Source organism: Celeribacter ethanolicus, from assembly GCF_002407265.1.
GTDB lineage: Bacteria > Pseudomonadota > Alphaproteobacteria > Rhodobacterales > Rhodobacteraceae > Celeribacter > Celeribacter ethanolicus.
Genome location: NZ_CP022196.1, coordinates 3,588,094 through 3,606,505, shown reverse-complemented (window position 1 = coordinate 3,606,505; position 18,412 = coordinate 3,588,094). Strand labels below are relative to the sequence as shown.

General features: G+C 62.3%; 19 protein-coding genes. 9 read left to right on the top strand and 10 right to left on the bottom strand.

Going from position 1 to position 18,412, the window contains the following annotated elements; all coding sequences use genetic code 11:
• Position 1 precedes the first annotated feature (1 nt).
• From CEW89_RS17685 to coxB, 6 genes are all read right to left on the bottom strand, one after another.
• Positions 2-667 (bottom strand): SURF1 family protein, encoded by a 666-nt coding sequence (locus CEW89_RS17685; RefSeq protein WP_483398662.1) that lies wholly within the window; start codon positions 665-667, stop codon positions 2-4.
• 65 nt (positions 668-732) lie between these two features.
• On the bottom strand, positions 733-1,536 hold the full coding sequence (locus tag CEW89_RS17680) for a cytochrome c oxidase subunit 3 (protein ID WP_066710188.1): 804 nt from the start codon (positions 1,534-1,536) through the stop codon (positions 733-735).
• A gap of 32 nt (positions 1,537-1,568) precedes the next feature.
• Positions 1,569-2,150, bottom strand: a complete 582-nt coding sequence (locus CEW89_RS17675) for a cytochrome c oxidase assembly protein (protein WP_066710186.1) — start codon at positions 2,148-2,150, stop codon at positions 1,569-1,571.
• Entirely contained in the window at positions 2,150-2,311 is a 162-nt protein-coding gene (locus tag CEW89_RS17670; RefSeq protein ID WP_066710179.1) for a cytochrome C oxidase assembly protein, read from the bottom strand. The genes CEW89_RS17675 and CEW89_RS17670 overlap by 1 nt, the downstream gene beginning before the upstream one ends.
• Position 2,312: 1 nt before the next feature.
• Complete coding sequence (gene cyoE / locus CEW89_RS17665) at positions 2,313-3,263, bottom strand: heme o synthase (protein ID WP_096806790.1); 951 nt, start codon at positions 3,261-3,263, stop codon at positions 2,313-2,315.
• A gap of 109 nt (positions 3,264-3,372) precedes the next feature.
• Positions 3,373-4,197, bottom strand: coding sequence for a cytochrome c oxidase subunit II (gene coxB / locus CEW89_RS17660; protein ID WP_096807292.1), 825 nt, complete (start codon positions 4,195-4,197; stop codon positions 3,373-3,375).
• Positions 4,198-4,441: 244 nt separating this feature from the next.
• Between coxB and tldD the strand changes: the two genes are divergently transcribed.
• Both tldD and dprA read left to right on the top strand, forming a co-directional pair.
• Positions 4,442-5,863 carry a metalloprotease TldD gene (gene tldD / locus CEW89_RS17655; RefSeq protein WP_096806789.1) on the top strand — a complete coding sequence of 474 codons (1,422 nt, stop codon included), beginning with the start codon at positions 4,442-4,444 and terminating at the stop codon, positions 5,861-5,863.
• Positions 5,864-6,042: 179 nt separating this feature from the next.
• Positions 6,043-7,182: a DNA-processing protein DprA gene (gene dprA / locus CEW89_RS17650; RefSeq protein WP_483398663.1), complete on the top strand. Its 1,140-nt coding sequence runs from the start codon at positions 6,043-6,045 to the stop codon at positions 7,180-7,182.
• Positions 7,183-7,269: 87 nt separating this feature from the next.
• Here the strand turns inward: dprA and CEW89_RS17645 are convergent, their stop codons facing one another.
• Positions 7,270-7,722, bottom strand: coding sequence for a hypothetical protein (locus CEW89_RS17645; protein ID WP_157779910.1), 453 nt, complete (start codon positions 7,720-7,722; stop codon positions 7,270-7,272).
• 153 nt (positions 7,723-7,875) lie between these two features.
• Here CEW89_RS17645 and topA point away from each other — a divergent pair, with 153 nt between their 5' ends.
• Positions 7,876-10,566, top strand: coding sequence for a type I DNA topoisomerase (gene topA / locus CEW89_RS17640; RefSeq protein ID WP_096806786.1), 2,691 nt, complete (start codon positions 7,876-7,878; stop codon positions 10,564-10,566).
• A 52-nt stretch (positions 10,567-10,618) separates the two neighbouring features.
• On the opposite strand, the gene CEW89_RS17635 is transcribed toward topA, so the two are convergent.
• Positions 10,619-10,846 carry a hypothetical protein gene (locus CEW89_RS17635; RefSeq protein WP_066710161.1) on the bottom strand — a complete coding sequence of 76 codons (228 nt, stop codon included), beginning with the start codon at positions 10,844-10,846 and terminating at the stop codon, positions 10,619-10,621.
• A gap of 108 nt (positions 10,847-10,954) precedes the next feature.
• Entirely contained in the window at positions 10,955-11,854 is a 900-nt protein-coding gene (locus CEW89_RS17630) for an MBL fold metallo-hydrolase (RefSeq protein WP_066710159.1), read from the bottom strand.
• 227 nt (positions 11,855-12,081) lie between these two features.
• Here CEW89_RS17630 and CEW89_RS17625 point away from each other — a divergent pair, with 227 nt between their 5' ends.
• From CEW89_RS17625 to CEW89_RS17600, 6 genes are all read left to right on the top strand, one after another.
• On the top strand, positions 12,082-12,786 hold the full coding sequence (locus CEW89_RS17625) for a CoA transferase subunit A (RefSeq protein ID WP_096806785.1): 705 nt from the start codon (positions 12,082-12,084) through the stop codon (positions 12,784-12,786).
• Between the two features lie 6 nt (positions 12,787-12,792).
• Positions 12,793-13,848, top strand: a complete 1,056-nt coding sequence (locus CEW89_RS17620) for a GSCFA domain-containing protein (protein ID WP_096806784.1) — start codon at positions 12,793-12,795, stop codon at positions 13,846-13,848.
• Complete coding sequence (locus tag CEW89_RS17615; protein ID WP_096806783.1) at positions 13,845-14,630, top strand: hypothetical protein; 786 nt, start codon at positions 13,845-13,847, stop codon at positions 14,628-14,630. Before CEW89_RS17620 ends, CEW89_RS17615 begins: the two co-directional genes overlap by 4 nt.
• Before the next feature lie 25 nt (positions 14,631-14,655).
• Positions 14,656-15,285, top strand: a complete 630-nt coding sequence (locus CEW89_RS17610) for a 3-oxoacid CoA-transferase subunit B (RefSeq protein ID WP_096806782.1) — start codon at positions 14,656-14,658, stop codon at positions 15,283-15,285.
• A 153-nt stretch (positions 15,286-15,438) separates the two neighbouring features.
• A complete protein-coding gene (locus CEW89_RS17605; protein ID WP_096806781.1) occupies positions 15,439-16,791 on the top strand; it encodes an FAD-binding oxidoreductase in 1,353 nt (450 codons plus the stop codon).
• Between the two features lies 1 nt (position 16,792).
• Entirely contained in the window at positions 16,793-17,530 is a 738-nt protein-coding gene (locus CEW89_RS17600) for an SDR family oxidoreductase (protein ID WP_096806780.1), read from the top strand.
• A gap of 24 nt (positions 17,531-17,554) precedes the next feature.
• Here CEW89_RS17600 and CEW89_RS17595 read toward each other — a convergent pair whose 3' ends face one another.
• Entirely contained in the window at positions 17,555-18,400 is an 846-nt protein-coding gene (locus CEW89_RS17595) for a lytic transglycosylase domain-containing protein (protein WP_244906097.1), read from the bottom strand.
• Positions 18,401-18,412 lie beyond the last annotated feature (12 nt).

Sequence of the window (18,412 nt, the reverse complement as noted above, 5' to 3'; positions counted from 1 at the left end):
GTCAGATTGTTCGCGCCCTGATACGCCACAGGAGGAAAAGAGTCATCCCCAACCAGACAAGGCACAGCGAAAACCATGTGATCGCATATTGCAGGTGATCGTTCGGAATCCCCTCGACGCCCACCGGCATCGGGGCGATCCCCTCCCCCGTGCTTTCACGGGCGACGATCAGCACGGGTTCCGTGTCCAGAGCATCCGCCATTTCCGGGATGTCCCGTCCAAACCAGATGTTGCGGCCCAGGTCGGGGGCGGGTGTGGAGCTGTTCATATCGTCCGGCCAGTGCAGATTGCCGATCACCGTTGCGGGACCACCGCCGCGTGGGGCATCCTTGGCCATCTCCGGAACAAACCCGCGATCCAGAAGCACCCGCCGCCCGTCCACCGTGGTGAAGGGCACAATGATCAGATAGCCCGCACCGACCTGTTTGCGCGACACGAGGACATGCAGTTCATCCGTCCCGATCTCGCCCGAGGCCATGACTGGCAGGTATTTCATCGACGGGTCGATCACCGCAGGTAAAGAAACCGGAGCGGCATCAATCTTGGCCTCGATCTCCGCCAGCACGCCCTGTTTCCACTCCAGCCGCCTGAGCTGCCATGTGCCGAGCGCGATCAGGATCGCACAGCCCAGCACCCCGATCACCAGAGGAAAGATCATGCGTTTCAAAGTGTCGTCTCCAAGCGAAAGGGCGCCAAAGCGCCCCTCTCCTTTGTGCCCGAAATACTCAGGCCTTACTGTCCCCAAATATAGACCACGACGAAGAGGAAAAGCCACACCACGTCGACGAAGTGCCAATACCACGCGGCGGCCTCGAACCCGACATGGTTCTCCGGCGTGAAATCGCCCTTCATCGCCCGCACCAGACAGACGGTGAGAAAGATCGTGCCGATGATGACGTGGAACCCGTGGAACCCCGTCGCCATGAAGAAGGAGCCATAGAAGAAATCGCCGCCGAACGTGTAGCCTTCATGGACGAAAAGCTCGTAATACTCATAGGCTTGAAAGATGGTGAACGCCGCACCGAGACCGATGCCAAGCGCCAGCCCCGCGACGATGTCCTTGCGGATATTGCCATGCACCAGCGCATGGTGCGCCCAGGTCACGGCAGCCCCCGAACACAACAGGATCAGCGTATTGAGAAGCGGCAGGTGGAACGCCTCGATCGGCACGATCTCGGGTTTGACATACTCCGTCCCGGAATAGGTATACATCGGATAGAGCGCGTTCTTGAAAAACGCCCAGAACCAGGCGGCGAAGAACATTACCTCCGACATGATGAACAGGATGAAGCCATAGCGCAGCCCGATCCGCACCACCGGCGTGTGATCGCCCACCGCGTTCTCGCGGATCGTATCGCCCCACCAGGACCACATCACGTAAAGCGTGCCGATCAGCCCGACGAAAAACAGCCAGGGCATGTCGTTGGCCATCCACATCACCGCCCCGAAGAGCATGATGAAGGCCGCAACCGCCGCCATCAGCGGCCAGGGCGACGGCGGAAGGATGTGGTAATCGTGGTTTTTTTCATGCGCCATGTGCGTCCTCTCCCTTGGATGCCCGTTCGGGCTTAGTTCAGACTCGTGTCCGAAGACCCGCCGACATCCAGCGCGGCATAGTCCTCAGGCAGGTCCGTTTCGTGAAACGTGTAGGACAGGGTGATGCGATGCACGTATTTGGCATCCCTGTCGGTGGTGATCTCGGGATCGACATAGAAGGTCACCGGCATGAGCACCCGCTCGCCGGGTTGCAACACCTGTTCGGTGAAACAGAAACAGTCGATCTTGGTGAAAAACCCGCCCGCCTCGAAGGGCGCGACATTATAGGACGCCGTGCCGGCAACGACCCGGTCGGTCGGGTTGTAGGCCTCGTAAAACGCCAGCCCCGTCTCGCCGATGCGCAGCTCCATCGTGTTGACCACAGGTTTGAAATGCCACGGCATATCCGGATCGGTGTTGGCATCGAAACGAATCTTGATCGTCTCGTCGAGGATCACGTCCGATCCCGTTTCGGCCACATCGACCGTGCCGCCAAAGCCTGTGACCGCGCAGAACCAGCTGTAGAACGGCACGGAGGCCCAGGCGAGCGCGCCCATGACGGTGACGACACCGAGCAGTTTCACAACCGTTTTCTGCGGGGCCCTGAGTGGCATCAGCGCGACGCCTCCTGCGCGAAATGCGCCGGATCGAGCACGGTGACCTTCACCACCGTCAGCCCCATCAGCAGGACAACGAACGCGCCGAGCACGAGACCGAGCCCGACGTTGCGGGAACGGCGGCGGTCGTGAATTTCATGAAGTTTGGTGATCGCCATGTCAGAACGGCCCTCCGAAACCGAAAGAAAACAGCGCCTTGTCCACCATCAGCGCCATGAAATGCAGGAAGGTGTAGGCAAGCGAAAGTTTGAAGAATGCCTTTTCGGCCCTGTAGCCGTCGGCCTCCGCCACCGTCTCATCGCGGCGCCAGAGCGCAATAGCGCCTTTGACGAAGAGCGCGTTCATCACCACCGCAACCACGAGATACGACCAGCCCGCCAGAGGTGTTGCGAACATCGCCGCCGAGAACCCGGCGAGCAAGATCGTGTAGACGAGGATGTGATTGCGGGTCGCGCGCTTGCCATGGGTGACGGTCAGCATCGGCACACGCGCCTTATCGTAATCCGCGTTCATGAACAGCGCCAGCGACCAGAAATGCGGCGGCGTCCACATAAAGATCAGCATGAACATCAGCACCGACGACAGGGTGATGTCTCCGGTCACCGCCGCCCAACCGATCATCGGCGGAAACGCCCCGGCGGCCCCGCCGATGACGATGTTCTGCGGCGTGCGGCGTTTCAGCCCCATGGTGTAGACGACAACGTAGAAGAAGATGGTGAAGGCCAGCAAAGCCGCCGCCACCCAGTTGGTCGCCAGCCAGAGCATCACCACCGCAAAAGTCGACAGCGTCAACCCGAGCCCCAACGCCTCCTCGCGCGTCACCTTGCCCGCCGGGATCGGGCGCGACTGCGTGCGTTTCATCACCCGGTCGATGTCGCTGTCATACCACATGTTGAGCGCGCCAGATGCCCCGCCGCCAATGGCGATGCAGAGGATCGCGAAAAAGCCGACAAACGGATGCACCCCGCCGGGGGCCACGATCAGACCGGCAAAGGCGGTGAAGACGACAAGCGACATGACCCGCGGCTTCAAAAGCGCGAAGTAATCGCCAAAACCGGCTTCCCGGCTGTCGTCCCGTCCGCTTTCCAGACTGATCGTCACATCCGTCATCGCGTGTTCTCCTCCCTGTGCACCGCGGGTTTTGCCTCTGTCGGCGCATATTGTGCGTGGGTCTTTCGATGGGGCGATTACCCGCCCTCACCGGTATTTTAACGCAAGATTACTCGGCAGAGGCCAGCTTGATCGCCGCAGGCGCAGTGTCATTGGCGGCGTAAAGCTCCTTCGCCTCCACCAGCCAGGCGTCATATTCGTCCTGCGTCACCACCTGCACGGTGATCGGCATAAAGGCATGATCCTTGCCGCACAGCTCCGAACACTGGCCAAAGAACGTCCCGGTCTTCTCCGGTTTGAACCACAGCTCGGCCACCCGCCCCGGCACGGCGTCCTGTTTCACGCCAAAAGCCGGGATGGTCCAACTGTGGATCACATCCGCGCCAGTCACCCCCATGACGATGGTCTTGCCCACCGGCACCACCACCCGTGTATCGGTCGCCAGAAGATAGAGATCGTCACTGTAGCCATTCGCCGCAAGCTCCTCACGCGGCAGAAGGAAGCTGTCGAAGGCGATACCCTCATCGACATAATCATAGCCCCAGAACCACTGATAGCCCGTCACCTTGATGTAGATGTCGCCATCCGGGATTTCCTGTTGCTTGAACAGCACCGGAAGCGAGAAGGCGCCAATCACCACGAGGATCAGGATCGGAATCAGCGTCCACGCCACCTCGATCGGCGTGTTATGGGTGAACTTGGCTGGCGCTTTGTTGGCACGGCTGTTGTAGCGCAGGATCACCCAGAGGATCAGCCCTGCGACAAAAAGGACAATGGCCGTGATGATCACGAGGATCATATGATCCAACCCCTGAAGGTCGCGCGCCAGTTCGGTCGCGGCCGGCTGAAAGCCCATCTTGCCGTTGACCGGCGCCCCCAGAAGCTCGCCTTCCTGGGCCATGCCTGCAATGGGGGCGACCATGGCGCCGAGCATGGTTGCGAAAAAAGTGGCCGCGGAAACGGGCCATTTGGCGTGTGTGCGCATTTTTCCTCCCTTTGACACAATGGAACCTGATGCGGAACGTCATGCGGCGTTTTCTCCGCAGCCCCGGTATTCCGGGTGCTTTTTCATTGAGTCTGGTCTAACAGAAACCATATTAGTCGCATTGGAACAAGAATTTCCGTGCCATGCCGCGCGCGGTTTGCGCTTGAGCCCCATGCAACCAAGGAGAATATCCGTGACCTCGGGACGTTTCGATCCGTTCAACACCAGCCTCGACCTTGAAGCCGCCCTGACGATTCTGCGCGGAGCCGTGGCGGGCGCGGACGATGGCGAACTGTTTCTGGAGCGCCGCACCTCCGAGGGTCTTGTGCTCGATGACGGGCGCATCCGCACCGCCTCCTATGACGCATCCGAGGGTTTCGGGCTGCGTGCCGTGCGGGGCGAAACCGCCGGTTACGCCCATTCCACCGAAATTTCCGAGGCCGCGATTCGCCGTGCCTCCGAGACCGCGCGCCTCGCGGTGGGGGACGGCGGCGGCACGCTGGCCGAGCCCCCGCGCGCCACCAACGTGAAACTGTACACCGATGAAAACCCGCTCGAGGGTGCGGCTTTCGAGGTCAAGATCGACACGCTGCGCGAGATCGACGCCTATCTGCGCGATCTCGATCCCCGCGTGGTACAGGTCACCGCCTCGCTCGCGGCCTCGCATCAGGAGGTCTATATTTTGCGCCCCGAAGGCGGGCTTGTCTCCGACGTACGCCCGATGGCGCGGCTGTCGATCTCCGTCATCGTCGAGCATGCCGGACGCCGGGAAAGCGGCAATGCGGGCGGCGGCGGGCGCTTTGGCCTCACAGGTCTGATCGCCCCCGATCACTGGAAAGGTGTGGCGCGCGAAGCGCTGCGCATCGCGGTCGTGAACCTCGACGCCGTGCCTGCACCCGCCGGCGTGATGGACGTCGCACTTGGGCCGGGCTGGCCGGGGGTCTTGCTGCACGAGGCCGTCGGCCATGGGCTCGAAGGCGATTTCAACCGCAAGAAAACCTCCGCTTTTGCGGGCCTGATGGGGCAACAGGTGGCTGCCAAAGGCGTGACCATTCTCGATGACGGCACGATCCCGGACCGGCGCGGCTCGATTTCGGTCGATGACGAGGGCACGGCATCCGAGAAAACCGTTCTGATCGAAGACGGCATTCTCGTCGGCTATATGCAGGACCGCCAGAACGCGCGTCTCATGGGCGTCACACCCACCGGCAACGGGCGGCGCGAAAGCTACGCGCACCCGCCGATGCCGCGCATGACCAACACGTACATGCTGGGCGGAGACATGGCACCGGACGAGATTCTCTCGGGCATGGATGATGGCATCTATGCGGTCGGCTTCTCCGGTGGGCAAGTCGACATCACCAACGGCAAATTCGTGTTCAATTGCACCGAGGCCTACCGCGTCGAAAAAGGCCGTGTCGGCGCCCCCGTCAAAGGCGCCACCCTGATCGGCGACGGCGCAACCGCGATGAAACATGTGCGCGCCATCGGCAACGACATGGCGCTCGACCCGGGCGTCGGCAATTGCGGCAAGGCCGGGCAATGGGTTCCGGTGGGGGTCGGGCAGCCGACTCTGCTGATCGGCGGGCTGACCGTCGGCGGTTCGGGCACCTGAGACCTTTTGCAAATTTGAAAGAGGCGCGCGCGTTTTTGCTTTTTCCTCAGCGACAAGATGTAAAAAATCGATTCACTGCGGTTAAAAGGCGAAGTTTCCGCAATTTGGTAACCGCTCATTAACCATTTTAAGGGATTCTAAGGGGGCAAGAGACGGAGAGAGTTGGTTCATTGGATTTCATCCCTTCCCACCACCCCCTCACCCCACCCCACACCGTGGAAGATCGGGCCGACTGGCTCCGGCTCTTGCGCTCCAGACGCGTCGGCGTCAGTACCTTCTACCGGTTGATGCAGGAACACGGCTCCGCCCGCATCGCACTTGAGACCCTCCCCCAAATCGCCAGAAACGCCGGTGTTGCCGAGTATCAGATTTGCCCCAAGGGGGTGATCGAAGCCGAACTGCGCGCCGGGCGAAAGACCGGCGCCCGGCTGATCCTGCGCACAGATGACAATTACCCGGCGCTCCTCGCCCTGATCGAAGATGCCCCGCCCGCACTTTGGGTCAAGGGCGATCTGTCGCTTCTGGAACGCCCCGTGCTGGCCGTGGTCGGCGCGCGCAATGCCTCCTCTCTCGGCATGCGTTTTGCCCGCACTCTGTCGCGCGACTTGGGCGCGGAAGGCTTCGCCATCGCCTCCGGGCTTGCCCGCGGCATCGACACGAGCGCCCATGAGGCCGCCTTGGATACTGGCACCATCGCCGTTCTGGCGGGCGGGCTCGACGAGATTTACCCAGCCGAGAACACCGCGCTCTATCATTCCATCGCCGAACAGGGCCTGCTGATCTCTGAGCAGCCCTTTGGCATGAAACCCTTTGCCCGGCATTTCCCGATGCGAAACCGCATCGTTTCCGGTCTTTCCCGCGCCACCATCGTGGTGGAGGCTGCCGCACGCTCCGGCTCGCTTCTCACGGCGGGCAACGCCCTCGATCAGGGGCGGGAGGTCATGGCGGTGCCCGGACATCCTTTCGATGCACGCTCCGCCGGGTGCAATATTCTCCTGCGCGATGGGGCCACGCTCATCCGTGGCGCGCGCGATGTGATCGACGCCCTCGCGGTCGCCTCGCCTCTGGCCCAGACCGCGATGGAGACGCCGGACATGGCCATTCCCGTCCCGGAGGCCCCGCCGGAGAGCCGCAACCTCGCCGATCATGCCGCGCTCCACAGGGAAATCCTCGCCCGGCTCGCGGGCGCGCCCCTGCCGGAAGACGATCTGATCCGCGACATCGGCCTCGCCGCCGACCGGGTCAGCTCGGAAATTCTCAATCTCGAACTGGCAGGCCGGATTTTTCGCAAACCCGGCGGGCTGCTGGCGCTGGGTTAAAGCGTTGCAAGCGCTTCACACTCAATCCGTGTTTCAGATTAATGCGAAACGTGTCAGGAACACCCGCCAGCGCCGATGGCATTCTCGTCACTTCAGAGGACAGTAGCCGTGCAAAACGACCGGAAAAGCGCTGCAATAGGGCTCGCGGGCAAACCAGACATCCGTCGCGCCGATGCTGTGATCGACCACGGCCCATTGATCGCCCTCGCGGATCAGAAAGGCGATGACATCAAGCCCGCCGACCTCCTCGAAGTAAGACGCATCCTCGCCGAAATAGCGCACCATGGGGGTCGCGGCGACATGGATCGCACCGCCGCCCGGACGCTGCGGTGCCAGCATGGCAAAGGCATGGTCGCCGCTCGCGCGCAATTGACGCACCACGAACTCAACCGGGCGTCCCAGTTGCCATTCGACAACCGGCCGGATCGCATTCATCAACTGCGCCCGCTCCGCCGTGCCGCGCGCCGGTTCGTGCCAGTTCTGGGCAAATCCGAGCGTGGGCAGGATCATCGTCGCCATCGCTACCGCCCATCGTCTCATCCGCCCCACTCCATACTCATAAACCTGCCCGATCCTCGCGCATTCGGACCCGAGGGGGAACAATAATCCCGGCAATGCATTGACAATCCGGCCTCCCTCAGCCCATTTTCCGCCGCCATAAGACCCCCCGTTTCAGAATCCGAAGGACGTTCCATGCCTGTTGTTGTCGTCGAATCCCCCGCAAAGGCCAAAACGATCAACAAGTATCTCGGCAAGGATTACACCGTTCTGGCTTCCTACGGCCACGTTCGCGACCTGCCCCCGAAGGATGGCTCGGTCGATACGGACAACGATTTCGACATGACCTGGGAGATCGGCGCGGACAGTCGTAAACACGTCAAGGCCATCGCCGATGCGCTGAAAGACGATGACGAACTGATCCTCGCCACCGACCCCGATCGCGAAGGGGAAGCGATTTCGTGGCACCTGCAAGAGGCGCTGACCAAGCGCAAGGCGATCAAAAAATCGACCGCCGTATCGCGCGTCACCTTCAACGCCATCACCAAGCCCGCCATTCTCGAGGCGATGAAACACCCGCGTCAGGTCGATGTGCCGCTGGTCGACGCCTATCTGGCGCGCCGGGCGTTGGACTATCTTGTGGGCTTCAACCTCTCGCCGGTTTTGTGGCGCAAACTGCCGGGCGCGCGCTCGGCGGGCCGTGTGCAATCGGTGTGCCTGCGCCTGATCGTCGAGCGCGAGATGGAAATCGAGGCGTTCAATCCGCAGGAATACTGGTCCGTCAAGGCGATGCTTGAGACGCCCCGCGGGCAGACATTCGAAGCGCGTTTGACCCAGCTCTCCGGCAAAAAGCTCGATAAATTCGATCTCAAGGACCGGATGCGCGCCGAAATGGCCGTTCAGGCCGTGTCGTCCCGTGCGCTCAAGGTGATCTCGGTCGAGGCGAAACCCGCCTCCCGCAATCCCTCCGCTCCCTTCATGACCTCGACGCTGCAACAAGAGGCCAGCCGCAAATTTGGCATGGGCGCGCGCCAGACGATGAACGCGGCGCAACGGCTCTATGAGGCGGGGCTGATCACCTATATGCGGACCGACGGCATCGACATGGCACCCGAAGCCGTGACGCAGGCCCGCGATGCGATCAAGTCGCGCTATGGCGACAAATACGTGCCCGCCTCGCCGCGCATCTACAAGAACAAGGCGAAAAACGCGCAGGAAGCCCACGAATGTATCCGCCCGACGGACATGTTCGCCGCCCCTGACAGCGTGAAGCTCACGGATGCCGATCAGCGCAAGCTTTACGATCTGATCTGGAAACGCACGATTGCCTGCCAGATGGAAGGCGCGAAGCTTGAACGCACCACGGTCGACATCGCCTCCGACGACCACGAAGTCGTGCTGCGCGCCACGGGTCAGGTCGTGGTGTTCGACGGCTTCATGGCGGTCTACACCGAAGGCCGCGACGATGTGGACGAGGATGACGAAGGCCGCCTGCCGCAGATCATGCAGGGCGAGGCTCTGAAAAAGGTCGCGGGCGCGCTCAAGGCCGAAGCGGCGGAGAAAGAGGCGGTTCTGGGCGCCGACGCCGCCGTGCTGGGCCTCCAGCACCACACCAACCCGCCGCCGCGCTATACCGAGGCGACCTTGGTCAAGCGGATGGAAGAGCTGGGCATCGGGCGCCCCTCGACCTATGCCTCCGTGCTCTCGACCATCGTCGACCGCGAATATGTCCGCAAGGAACAGAACCGCCTGATCCCGGAGGACAAGGGCCGGATCGTCACGATCTTTCTGATGAATTTCTTCCGCAAATACGTGGGTTACGAATTCACCGCCAATCTCGAAGAGCAACTCGACGAAATCTCGGCGGGCGATCTCGACTACAAGGAGGTGCTGGCCCGCTTCTGGCGCGATTTCCACGCCGCCATCGAGGAAACCAGCGAGCTGCGCATCTCCGAAGTGCTCGACAAGCTCGACGATGCGCTCGCGCCGCAGCTTTACCCGCCGCGCGAAGACGGCACCGATCCGCGCATTTGCCCGAAATGCGGTCAAGGCTCTCTGCACCTCAAAACTTCGCGCACCGGCGGCTTTGTCGGTTGTTCGAACTACCCGGACTGCACCTACACCCGCCCGATCGCGGGCGAAGGCGCCGAGGGCGACGAGCGCGTGTTGGGCGAGGACAATGGCGACGAGATCTGGCTGAAATCCGGGCGTTTTGGACCCTATGTTCAACGCGGCGAACCGACGCCCGAGAACAAGAAACCGCCGCGCGCCTCCCTGCCGAAAGGTTGGTCGAAGGACGACATGGACTTGGAGAAAGCGCTCACGCTTCTCAACCTACCGCGCGAGATTGGTGAGTACGAAGGCGCTATGATCTCCGCCAATTTTGGACGCTTCGGCCCCTATCTGATGCACCAGCTCCCGGATGAGGCGAAGCCGGTTTACGCCAATCTCAAGGACCCGAACGACGTGTTCGAGATCGGCATGAACCGCGCGGTCGAGATGATCACCGAGAAGCGCAACAATCCGGGGCGCGGGCGCTCTGCGGCGGCGAAACCGCTCAGGGAATTGGGCGAGCATCCGGATGGCGGACCGGTGAGTGTCATGGAAGGACGCTATGGTCCCTATGTGAAATGGGAGAAGGTCAACGCGACCCTGCCGAAGGACATCAAGCCCGAAGACCTGACCATGGAGCAGGCGGTGGAGTTGATCGCGGAAAAAGCCGCGAAGGGGGGCAAGAAAACCGCCGCCCAAAAGACCCCCGCGAAAAAGCCCACGGCCAAGAAACCGGCCGCGAAGAAAGCAGCCCCGAAAAAGACGGCGGCGAAAACAACCGCGACGAAAAAGAAAGTCGCCGATGCCGATGACGATCCGGTCATCGAAGGCTGAGGCCGAGAAGCATGAAAAAGGGCGCCTCTGAGCGCCCTTTTTCTCTGCCGGTTCAGGTCACGGGATGCAACCGCCCACCGTGATTGTGGATGCAGCCGCCGACCATGGCCTTGAGATAAAGCGCGGCGCCGGGTTTCACCACGATATTGCCGCCCACCATCCCCTTGAGTGTCAGTTCGACGCCCTCCTCGATCACCGCATCCTTCGCGATCAGCCCCTCGAAAGTGCCGCTCTTCGAGAAGATGTGGTTGCCGCGGATCATGGAATAAAGCTGGGACATAATATTCTCCTCCCTGGAAAGTATGTAGCCTGGGTTAAGCCTTCGCTCTCTTTCTTAACAAATAATTAAAGGCGCCCCCGCAGGAGCGCCTTTTCGCCGATCCATGAATCAGCGCTTGGGCTCAAACCGGTTGAGCGGGATGCGCAGCACCGCGCGCCCCTTGTCATCAGGCTCCGGCAATCGCCCGCCGCGAATGTTGATCTGAAGCGCGTAGAGCATCTGTTTCGGCAGCGGCAGAGTGGCGTCACGGGCGTCCCGCGTGGCGATGAATTCGTCCTTGCCGATGCCGTCTTTCACGTGGATATTCGCGGCCTTATGCTCCGCGACCGTAGCCATACAGGCCTCTTCGCGGCCGCCCTTGCGATAGTCGTGACCGACGAAAACGCGGGTGTCGCCGGGCATCGCCAGAATCGCCTGCAAACTGTCCCAAAGCTCCTCGGAAGAGCCACCGGGGAAGTCGGCGCGCGAGGTGCCGCTGTCGGGCACCATGAAGGTGTCATGGGCAAAGACCGCATCGCCGATCACATAGGAAATCGACGCCAGCGTGTGGCCGGTGGAGAGAATCACCTTAGCCGTCAGGCTGCCGATGCCGAATGTATCGCCCGGCTCGAACAGACGATCCCAGTAATCGTCACGGTTCTTGAGACTGTCGTCGGCATAGAGATCGGCCCAGATGTTCTGCACCTCAAGCACCTTCTTTCCGATCGCCTGCGGAGCGCTCAGCTTCCCGGCGAGATAGGGCGCGGCGGAGAAGTGGTCCGCATGCGGGTGGGTGTCGAGCACCCAGACGACGTTCAATCCCCGGTCCGTCACATAACTCAGAATCTCATCGGCGCTGGCGGTCCATGTGGCCCCGGCGGCGGCGTCGAAATCGAGCACCGGGTCGATGATGGCGGCGGCTTTGGTTTTCGGGTCGGACACGACATATTGCCAGGACCCGGTCACCTCTTCGTAAAAGGCGGCGACGTCGGGGCTGCCGGGGTTTGCGGAAGCGGCGAAAAATTGCATGAAGGTCTCCTGTGCGTTGCTTTCATATTCTATAAATGGAATACGTATAACCCCTGCGAAGTTTCAAGCCCGACTGAAACCATAAGCTATTTTGTCGCAACCATATATGCGCACAAAATGTTCGCATTTCGAACCCGATACGTTGCAACGCAGCATATGATTGACTTGCCTATGCAGAAGCCGATTTAGTCGGCGCGAGGAATTTGCAAGTTTCCGGGAGGAGAGAAATGAAAAAAGTGTACGAATCGGCAGCGGATGCCCTTGACGGGCTTTTGACGGACGGCATGCTGATCGCTGCGGGCGGGTTCGGGCTGTGCGGTATTCCCGAGCTTTTGATCGACGCCATCGTCGAGAGCGGCGTCAAGGATCTGACCGTGGCTTCGAACAATGCGGGCGTCGACGGGTTCGGACTCGGCAAGCTGCTGGAGACCCGCCAGATCCGGAAAATGATGTCGTCTTACGTGGGCGAAAACGCCGAATTCATGCGCCAATACCTCTCGGGCGAGCTTGAATTGGAGTTCAATCCGCAGGGCACTTTGGCCGAACGCATGCGCGCCGGCGGGGCGGGCATTCCGGGGTTTTACACCAAGACGGGTGTGGGCACGGTGATCGCCGAAGGCAAAGAGCACAAGGACTTCAATGGCGAGACCTATATCCTCGAAGAGGGGATTTTCGCCGATATTTCCATCGTAAAGGCGTGGAAGGCGGACGAGACCGGCAATGCCGTGTTCCGCAAGACCGCGCGCAATTTCAACCCGCCGGCGGCGATGTGCGGCAAGATCTGCATCATGGAGGTCGAGGAGATCGTCCCGACCGGCTCGCTCGATCCGGATTGCATCCACCTGCCGGGGGTTTATGTGCATCGTCTGGTTCAGGGCACGCATGAAAAGCGTATTGAACAGCGCACCACACGCCCGCGCCCGGCGGCGTAAGCGCATATGGGCTCCCCCTACGATCATCTGCCCGGCTCCGCCTTTTGGCGGAGCGGTGTGGCCGAGGCCGATCCAACGGCGATCGTGGGGCTGTGCCTGCCGAAATTCCGCATCTCGCCCACCGACCGGATCATGACGGCGGGGAGCTGTTTCGCCCAGCATGTGCATCGCAACCTCGTGGCGCGCGACTGGGCGGTGATCGACGTGGAGACGCCCAAGGGGCCGTTCCCGCGCGAGGTGCTTAATCGCTATGGATATGCGCTTTATTCCGCGCGCTACGGCAATATCTACACGGTGCGCCAGATGGTGCAGCTTTTGCGTGAGGCGCAGGGCGAGATCAAACCGGCCGAGCCGATCTGGGAGCGCGACGGGCGCTATTTCGATGCGCAACGCCCGAATGTCGAACCCGGCGGGCTGGCGACGCCCGAGCATGTGACAGAGGCCCGCGCCGTCCACCTCCGCCGCGTGCTCCGCGCCGTGCGCCGCGCCGATGTCTTTGTCTTCACGCTGGGGCTGACGGAGGTCTGGTTTCATCTTGAGAGCGGCACGGTCTACCCGACCGCGCCCGGCACGCTCGCGGGCCATTACGCCCCCGAGGTCTTTGGCTTTCACAATTTCAGCCTGCCGGAGGTGCGCGACGATCTCGAAGAGCTGCGCAGCCGTCTGATGGCGCTGCGCCCTGACATTCGCATGCTTTTGACCATCTCCCCCGTGCCGCTGACCGCCACCGCGACAGGTGGCCATGTGCTGCCCGCCACCGCCTTTTCCAAAGCGACGCTGCGCGCGGCCGCAGGCGAGGTCGCGGCGAAATACGACAATGTCGATTACTTCCCGTCCTATGAGTTGGTGACCAACCCGGCGGCAGGCGGGCGGTTCTACAAGGAAAACCTGCGCTCCGTCACCGAAGAAGGCGTTGCCTCGGCGATGCGTATGTTCTTCCGGGCACATGACCCGGAGGCCGAAAACGTGCCCCGGATCGTCCGTAAGACGCCGGAGGACGACGGGTTGGAAGAGGCCGATCTGGTCTGCGAAGAAGCTTTGATCGAGGCGAGCCGGTCATGAGTGACAGACAGAAAATCCTCATCATCGGCACCTCTCACACCGGCGCGTTCTACACCGCACGGCACCGGATCGCTGAAGCGTTTCCAACTCTGGATGTGACCTATTTCGGCCTGCCCGGACAGATCTACAGCGCGGCCCTTTACGAGGACGGCGTGTTTCGCGCTCCCGAGGACGCCAGCCATTTGCTGGGCTGGATGGACACAAACGAAATCGACTTTGCGCCCTTCGCCCGCATTCTTCATGTCGGCGAGCGCTATACGCTCAATCACGCCATGCGGCTCATGGTTTTTCACGACATTCTCGAGGAACCGGAACGCACCTCCCGCGCCTTCCTCTCAGAAGCCGCGCTCGGCGACCTGTTGCGCGGGCTGGTGCGCCAGCGCGCCGAACGGCTGGCAGAGCGTTTCGGGGCCGATCCGCGACAGTGCTTCCTGCCTGCCCCCTACCCGCTCGCGCGGTCCGTGGGGGCAGGACCGGGGCATGAATTCGCCCTCGCCTCGCTGCGCAAACGCCCGCATGGCGCGAAATGGATGCAACGCTACGAAGCAATGATCGAAGAAGAAATGGCACGTGTCGGCCTCGATGTCATGCTGCAACCCCATGACACGCGCGCCGGACAATTCATGACCGAGGATCGCTATGCCCGGCCCGACACGGAGCCCGGCACGGAAACCGTCGATCATCGCCACATGAATGCCGATTACGGATGGCAGGTGTTCTGCGCTTTCGCGGAAAGCCGTCTGCAACTTCACCCCGAGGACCTACAGAGTCTCGCGGATTGAAAAGACACAGGAGGAGATACTAAAAATGGCTTGGGACCGCAATCAAATGGCCGCGCGCGCGGCGCAGGAACTTCAGGACGGCACCTATGTGAACCTCGGGATCGGCATCCCTACACTGGTGCCGAATTTCATCCCCGAAGGCGTCACCGTGACGCTTCAGTCGGAGAACGGCATGCTCGGCATGGGCCCGTTTCCCTATGAGGGCGACGAGGACCCGGACCTGATCAACGCCGGCAAGCAGACCATCACGGAACTGCCCAACACCGCCTATTTCGACAGTTCTTTCAGCTTCGGCATGATCCGGGGCGGCAAGATCGCCATGGCAATTTTGGGGGCGATGGAGGTCGACGAGAAGGGCGATCTGGCGAACTGGATGATCCCCGGCAAGCTGGTCAAAGGCATGGGCGGCGCGATGGATCTCGTGGCGGGCGTGGGCCGTGTGGTGGTGGTGATGGATCACACCAACAAACACGGCGAGAGCAAACTTCTGCACCAATGCACCCTGCCGCTCACCGGTCAGGGCGTGGTGGATCGGGTGATCACCAATCTCGGCGTGCTGGATGTGGTCGAGGGCGGGTTGAAGATCGTCGAACTGGCCGAAGGCGTGTCTGAGGCAGAGCTGCGCGCCGCGACCGAGGCGAAAATCGTCAACTGATCTGAGTCTTTTCACTGCACTCAAGACAAGACGCGGCTCCCGGACGGGGCCGCGTTTTCTTTTGCAAAGATTGTTCGGAAATCCGAAACAGCACCACACTCTCGCCCCAATTGTTGTTTAAACGGCAAGACAATCAGACACAGTCACAAGACCATGATCCCAGAGCAGCCCTCCCCCAAATCAGAGCCCCCGACGGTCTGGAACTCCCTCACCTATACTGGCTGGGGCCGGGCGCGTTCCGCCACGGGCCAGATCGCCCGCCCCGAACGTCAATCCGTCCTCGCCAGCGCTGTCGCCCAACGCCCCGCGCCCGCCTTCGGCCTGCGCCGCTCCTATGGCGACGTGGCGCTGAACGATGGCGGCAATTCCTATGACATGACCCGGCTCGACCGGGTGTTGGAATTCGGCACGGACAGCGGTCTCGTCACCGTCGAGGCCGGGATGCCCATCGGCGATCTGGCGCGGCTCACGGCCCCCAAGGGCTGGCTCCCCGCCGTGATGCCCGGCACCGGCTTTGCCACCGTCGGCGGCTGTATCGCCAATGACGTGCATGGCAAGAACCACCACACGCAAGGCAGCTTCGGACAACACGTGACAGAGATCACGCTTTTGCAAGGCGAGACCTCCTGCACCATCACCCCGGACAGCGGCGCGATCTGGCTGGCCACCCTCGGCGGGCTCGGCCAGACCGGGGTGATCGCCAAGGCGACCCTGCAACTCATGCCCTGCCCCGGCGAGATGATGCGCCTCACGGAACGGCGAATCGAGAACCTCGACGCCTTCCTGCGCGCCTTCGACGACAGCCAGACGCCCTACACGGTCGGGTGGATCGACGGCACCGCCACCGGGGACCAGCTTGGCCGTGGCATTCTTGAGGAAAGCGAACTGGTGGCCGGTGTCGACAGCTCCGGCGAAGGCACAGTCTCGGTGCCGATGAATGCGCCGGGCTGGGCGCTGTCGTCTCCCATCGTGCGCCTGTTCAACGCCGCCTATCTCCGCAAAGTGCCGACCGGGGGCCGCACCTCTGTCAAACCGATCCACAAGGTGTTGTTCCCGCTCGATGCGCTTCACGACTGGAACCGGCTTTATGGCAAGCGCGGCTTCAACCAGTTCCAATGCGTCCTGCCCACGGATCGGGTCGACGTGCTGCGCGCGATGCTCGAAAAGATCGCCGCCTCGCATCTTTGTTCGCCGCTGGCCGTGCTCAAGAAGATGGGGCCGGGGCGTGGTGGCTATCTGTCCTTCCCGATGGAGGGCTATACGCTGGCCATCGACGTCCCGAACCGGGACGGATCGCAAGAGCTGATCGCCGAGCTGACCCAGATGACGCAGGACGCGGACGGGCGGATCTATTTCGCCAAGGACGGTGTCGCCGATGCGGCACAGATCATGGGCATGTACCCGGATCTGGACCTCTGGGCCGAGACCGTCAATGCCGCCGACCCAACCCGCGCGTTCGAAACCGATCTGGTGCGGCGTCTGAACCTGCGCGGGAAAGGGGCCTGAGATGCAACACACCTGGATCATTCTCGGCGCCACCTCCTCCATGGCCCGCGCCACGGCCCGCCGTCTCGCGAAAGACGGCGCGGTGCTCCTGCTCTGCGGTCGCGACATGGACGACCTCTCCGCCACCGCCAGCGATTGCCTTGCCCGTGGCGCAGCCAAAGCCGAAGCCCTGCGCTTCGACGCCCGCGACAACGCGACATTCGCACCGATCATCGACCGCGCGCGCGCCGAGGACGGCACGCTCAACTGCGCCGTTTTCGTGGGGTCCATGCCGGAGCAATCCGCCATCGACGCCGATCCGACCCTGACCGACGGCGTGGTGCAGGACAGCCACATCGGCCCCGCCACCTTCCTCTCCCTGCTCGCCCCGCATCTCGAAGAGCGCGGCCAAGGCACGGTGGTGGGCGTCACCTCGGTGGCGGGCGACCGGGGCCGGATCGGCAATTACGTTTACGGCTCCGCGAAAGCGGGGTTTGCCACCTACCTCTCCGGCCTGCGCAACCGTCTGACGCGGGCGGGCGGGCATGTGGTCACCGTCAAACCCGGCTTCGTCGACACGGCGATGACCTGGGGCATCGAGGGCATGTTCCTCGTCGCCTCCCCCGACGCCGTGGCGAAAGACATCCTCGAGGCCGTGCACAAGAAAAAGAACGTGATCTACACGCCGTTCTTCTGGCGTTACATCATGCTGATCATCCGGTTGATCCCGGAATTCATCTTCAAGAAACTTTCGATCTGACGAGAGGGCTTTCGGGCCCTCTTTTCAGTTCTGCGCCCGCACCGCATTGGTCGCAAACACGCACCCATCCGAATACAGCTCCGGCGGAGTGAGACACAGCCCCTTGGCCACCTGCCAGGCCGCCAGAACCTTGGGCACATAGGCGCGGGTCTCGGCATAGGGCGGCGGGCCACCCGCAGCCTTCACCGCATTCTCTCCCGCATTATACCCCGCCAGCGCCAGCGCCACGTCGCCGTTGAACTCGTTCAAAAGCCAGTCGAGATAAGCAATGCCGCCCTTGATATTCTGATCCGGGTCTTTGGCATCGACGCCGAACCGCTCCGCCGTCGCCGGAATGAGCTGCATCAACCCCAGCGCCCCCGCCCCGCTCACCGCCTCCGCATTGCCGGAGGATTCGACCGCCATCACCGCCAGCGCCAGCGCGGGGCTCACCTTCGTCCCGATGGAATGCAGCAAAAGCGAGCTGCCATAGCGATTGGCGATGTCCGTGACCTGCTGAAAGCTCGGGCTGGGAACCGACTTGCCGGGATCGAGATCGAGCGCCGCGAGCGCTGCACCGAAGCGTTCCGGCCCTGCCCCCGCAAGATCGTGCGGCACAGCACTCCAGTACCAGTCCAGCAATTCCGCAGGCACCGGGGCAACCGGATCGGGCACGGTCGGCGGGGCGGTCACGGTTTTCATCCCCGGCCTGATCTGCACGTCGATGAGATGCCCGGCCCCGCCGGAAGGCACTCCGATGCGTTTCGGACGCACCTCGGGCCAGGGCGGCGGCGCGCTCGCCTCCTCGGCACGCAAAGCAGAACCGCCAACAAGACAGCTCAGACTCACGACAAGCGCGCAAAACCCGGCGCGATTCAGAAGAAACGACATGATCATACTGCT

What these genes read in the sequence shown, in the direction of transcription:
- CEW89_RS17635 (WP_066710161.1), bottom strand. Translation starts at nt 10,846, where the DNA reads ATGTCCCAGCTTTATTCCATGATCCGCGGCAACCACATCTTCTCGAAG.
- CEW89_RS17610 (WP_096806782.1), top strand. Translation starts at nt 14,656, where the DNA reads ATGGCTTGGGACCGCAATCAAATGGCCGCGCGCGCGGCGCAGGAACTT.
- CEW89_RS17670 (WP_066710179.1), bottom strand. Translation starts at nt 2,311, where the DNA reads ATGGCGATCACCAAACTTCATGAAATTCACGACCGCCGCCGTTCCCGC.
- cyoE (WP_096806790.1), bottom strand. Translation starts at nt 3,263, where the DNA reads ATGACGGATGTGACGATCAGTCTGGAAAGCGGACGGGACGACAGCCGG.
- CEW89_RS17625 (WP_096806785.1), top strand. Translation starts at nt 12,082, where the DNA reads ATGAAAAAAGTGTACGAATCGGCAGCGGATGCCCTTGACGGGCTTTTG.
- CEW89_RS17595 (WP_244906097.1), bottom strand. Translation starts at nt 18,400, where the DNA reads ATGTCGTTTCTTCTGAATCGCGCCGGGTTTTGCGCGCTTGTCGTGAGT.
- CEW89_RS17600 (WP_096806780.1), top strand. Translation starts at nt 16,793, where the DNA reads ATGCAACACACCTGGATCATTCTCGGCGCCACCTCCTCCATGGCCCGC.
- coxB (WP_096807292.1), bottom strand. Translation starts at nt 4,197, where the DNA reads ATGCTCGGCGCCATGGTCGCCCCCATTGCAGGCATGGCCCAGGAAGGC.
- topA (WP_096806786.1), top strand. Translation starts at nt 7,876, where the DNA reads ATGCCTGTTGTTGTCGTCGAATCCCCCGCAAAGGCCAAAACGATCAAC.
- CEW89_RS17645 (WP_157779910.1), bottom strand. Translation starts at nt 7,722, where the DNA reads ATGAGACGATGGGCGGTAGCGATGGCGACGATGATCCTGCCCACGCTC.
- CEW89_RS17675 (WP_066710186.1), bottom strand. Translation starts at nt 2,150, where the DNA reads ATGCCACTCAGGGCCCCGCAGAAAACGGTTGTGAAACTGCTCGGTGTC.
- CEW89_RS17615 (WP_096806783.1), top strand. Translation starts at nt 13,845, where the DNA reads ATGAGTGACAGACAGAAAATCCTCATCATCGGCACCTCTCACACCGGC.
- CEW89_RS17680 (WP_066710188.1), bottom strand. Translation starts at nt 1,536, where the DNA reads ATGGCGCATGAAAAAAACCACGATTACCACATCCTTCCGCCGTCGCCC.
- CEW89_RS17605 (WP_096806781.1), top strand. Translation starts at nt 15,439, where the DNA reads ATGATCCCAGAGCAGCCCTCCCCCAAATCAGAGCCCCCGACGGTCTGG.
- CEW89_RS17620 (WP_096806784.1), top strand. Translation starts at nt 12,793, where the DNA reads ATGGGCTCCCCCTACGATCATCTGCCCGGCTCCGCCTTTTGGCGGAGC.
- CEW89_RS17630 (WP_066710159.1), bottom strand. Translation starts at nt 11,854, where the DNA reads ATGCAATTTTTCGCCGCTTCCGCAAACCCCGGCAGCCCCGACGTCGCC.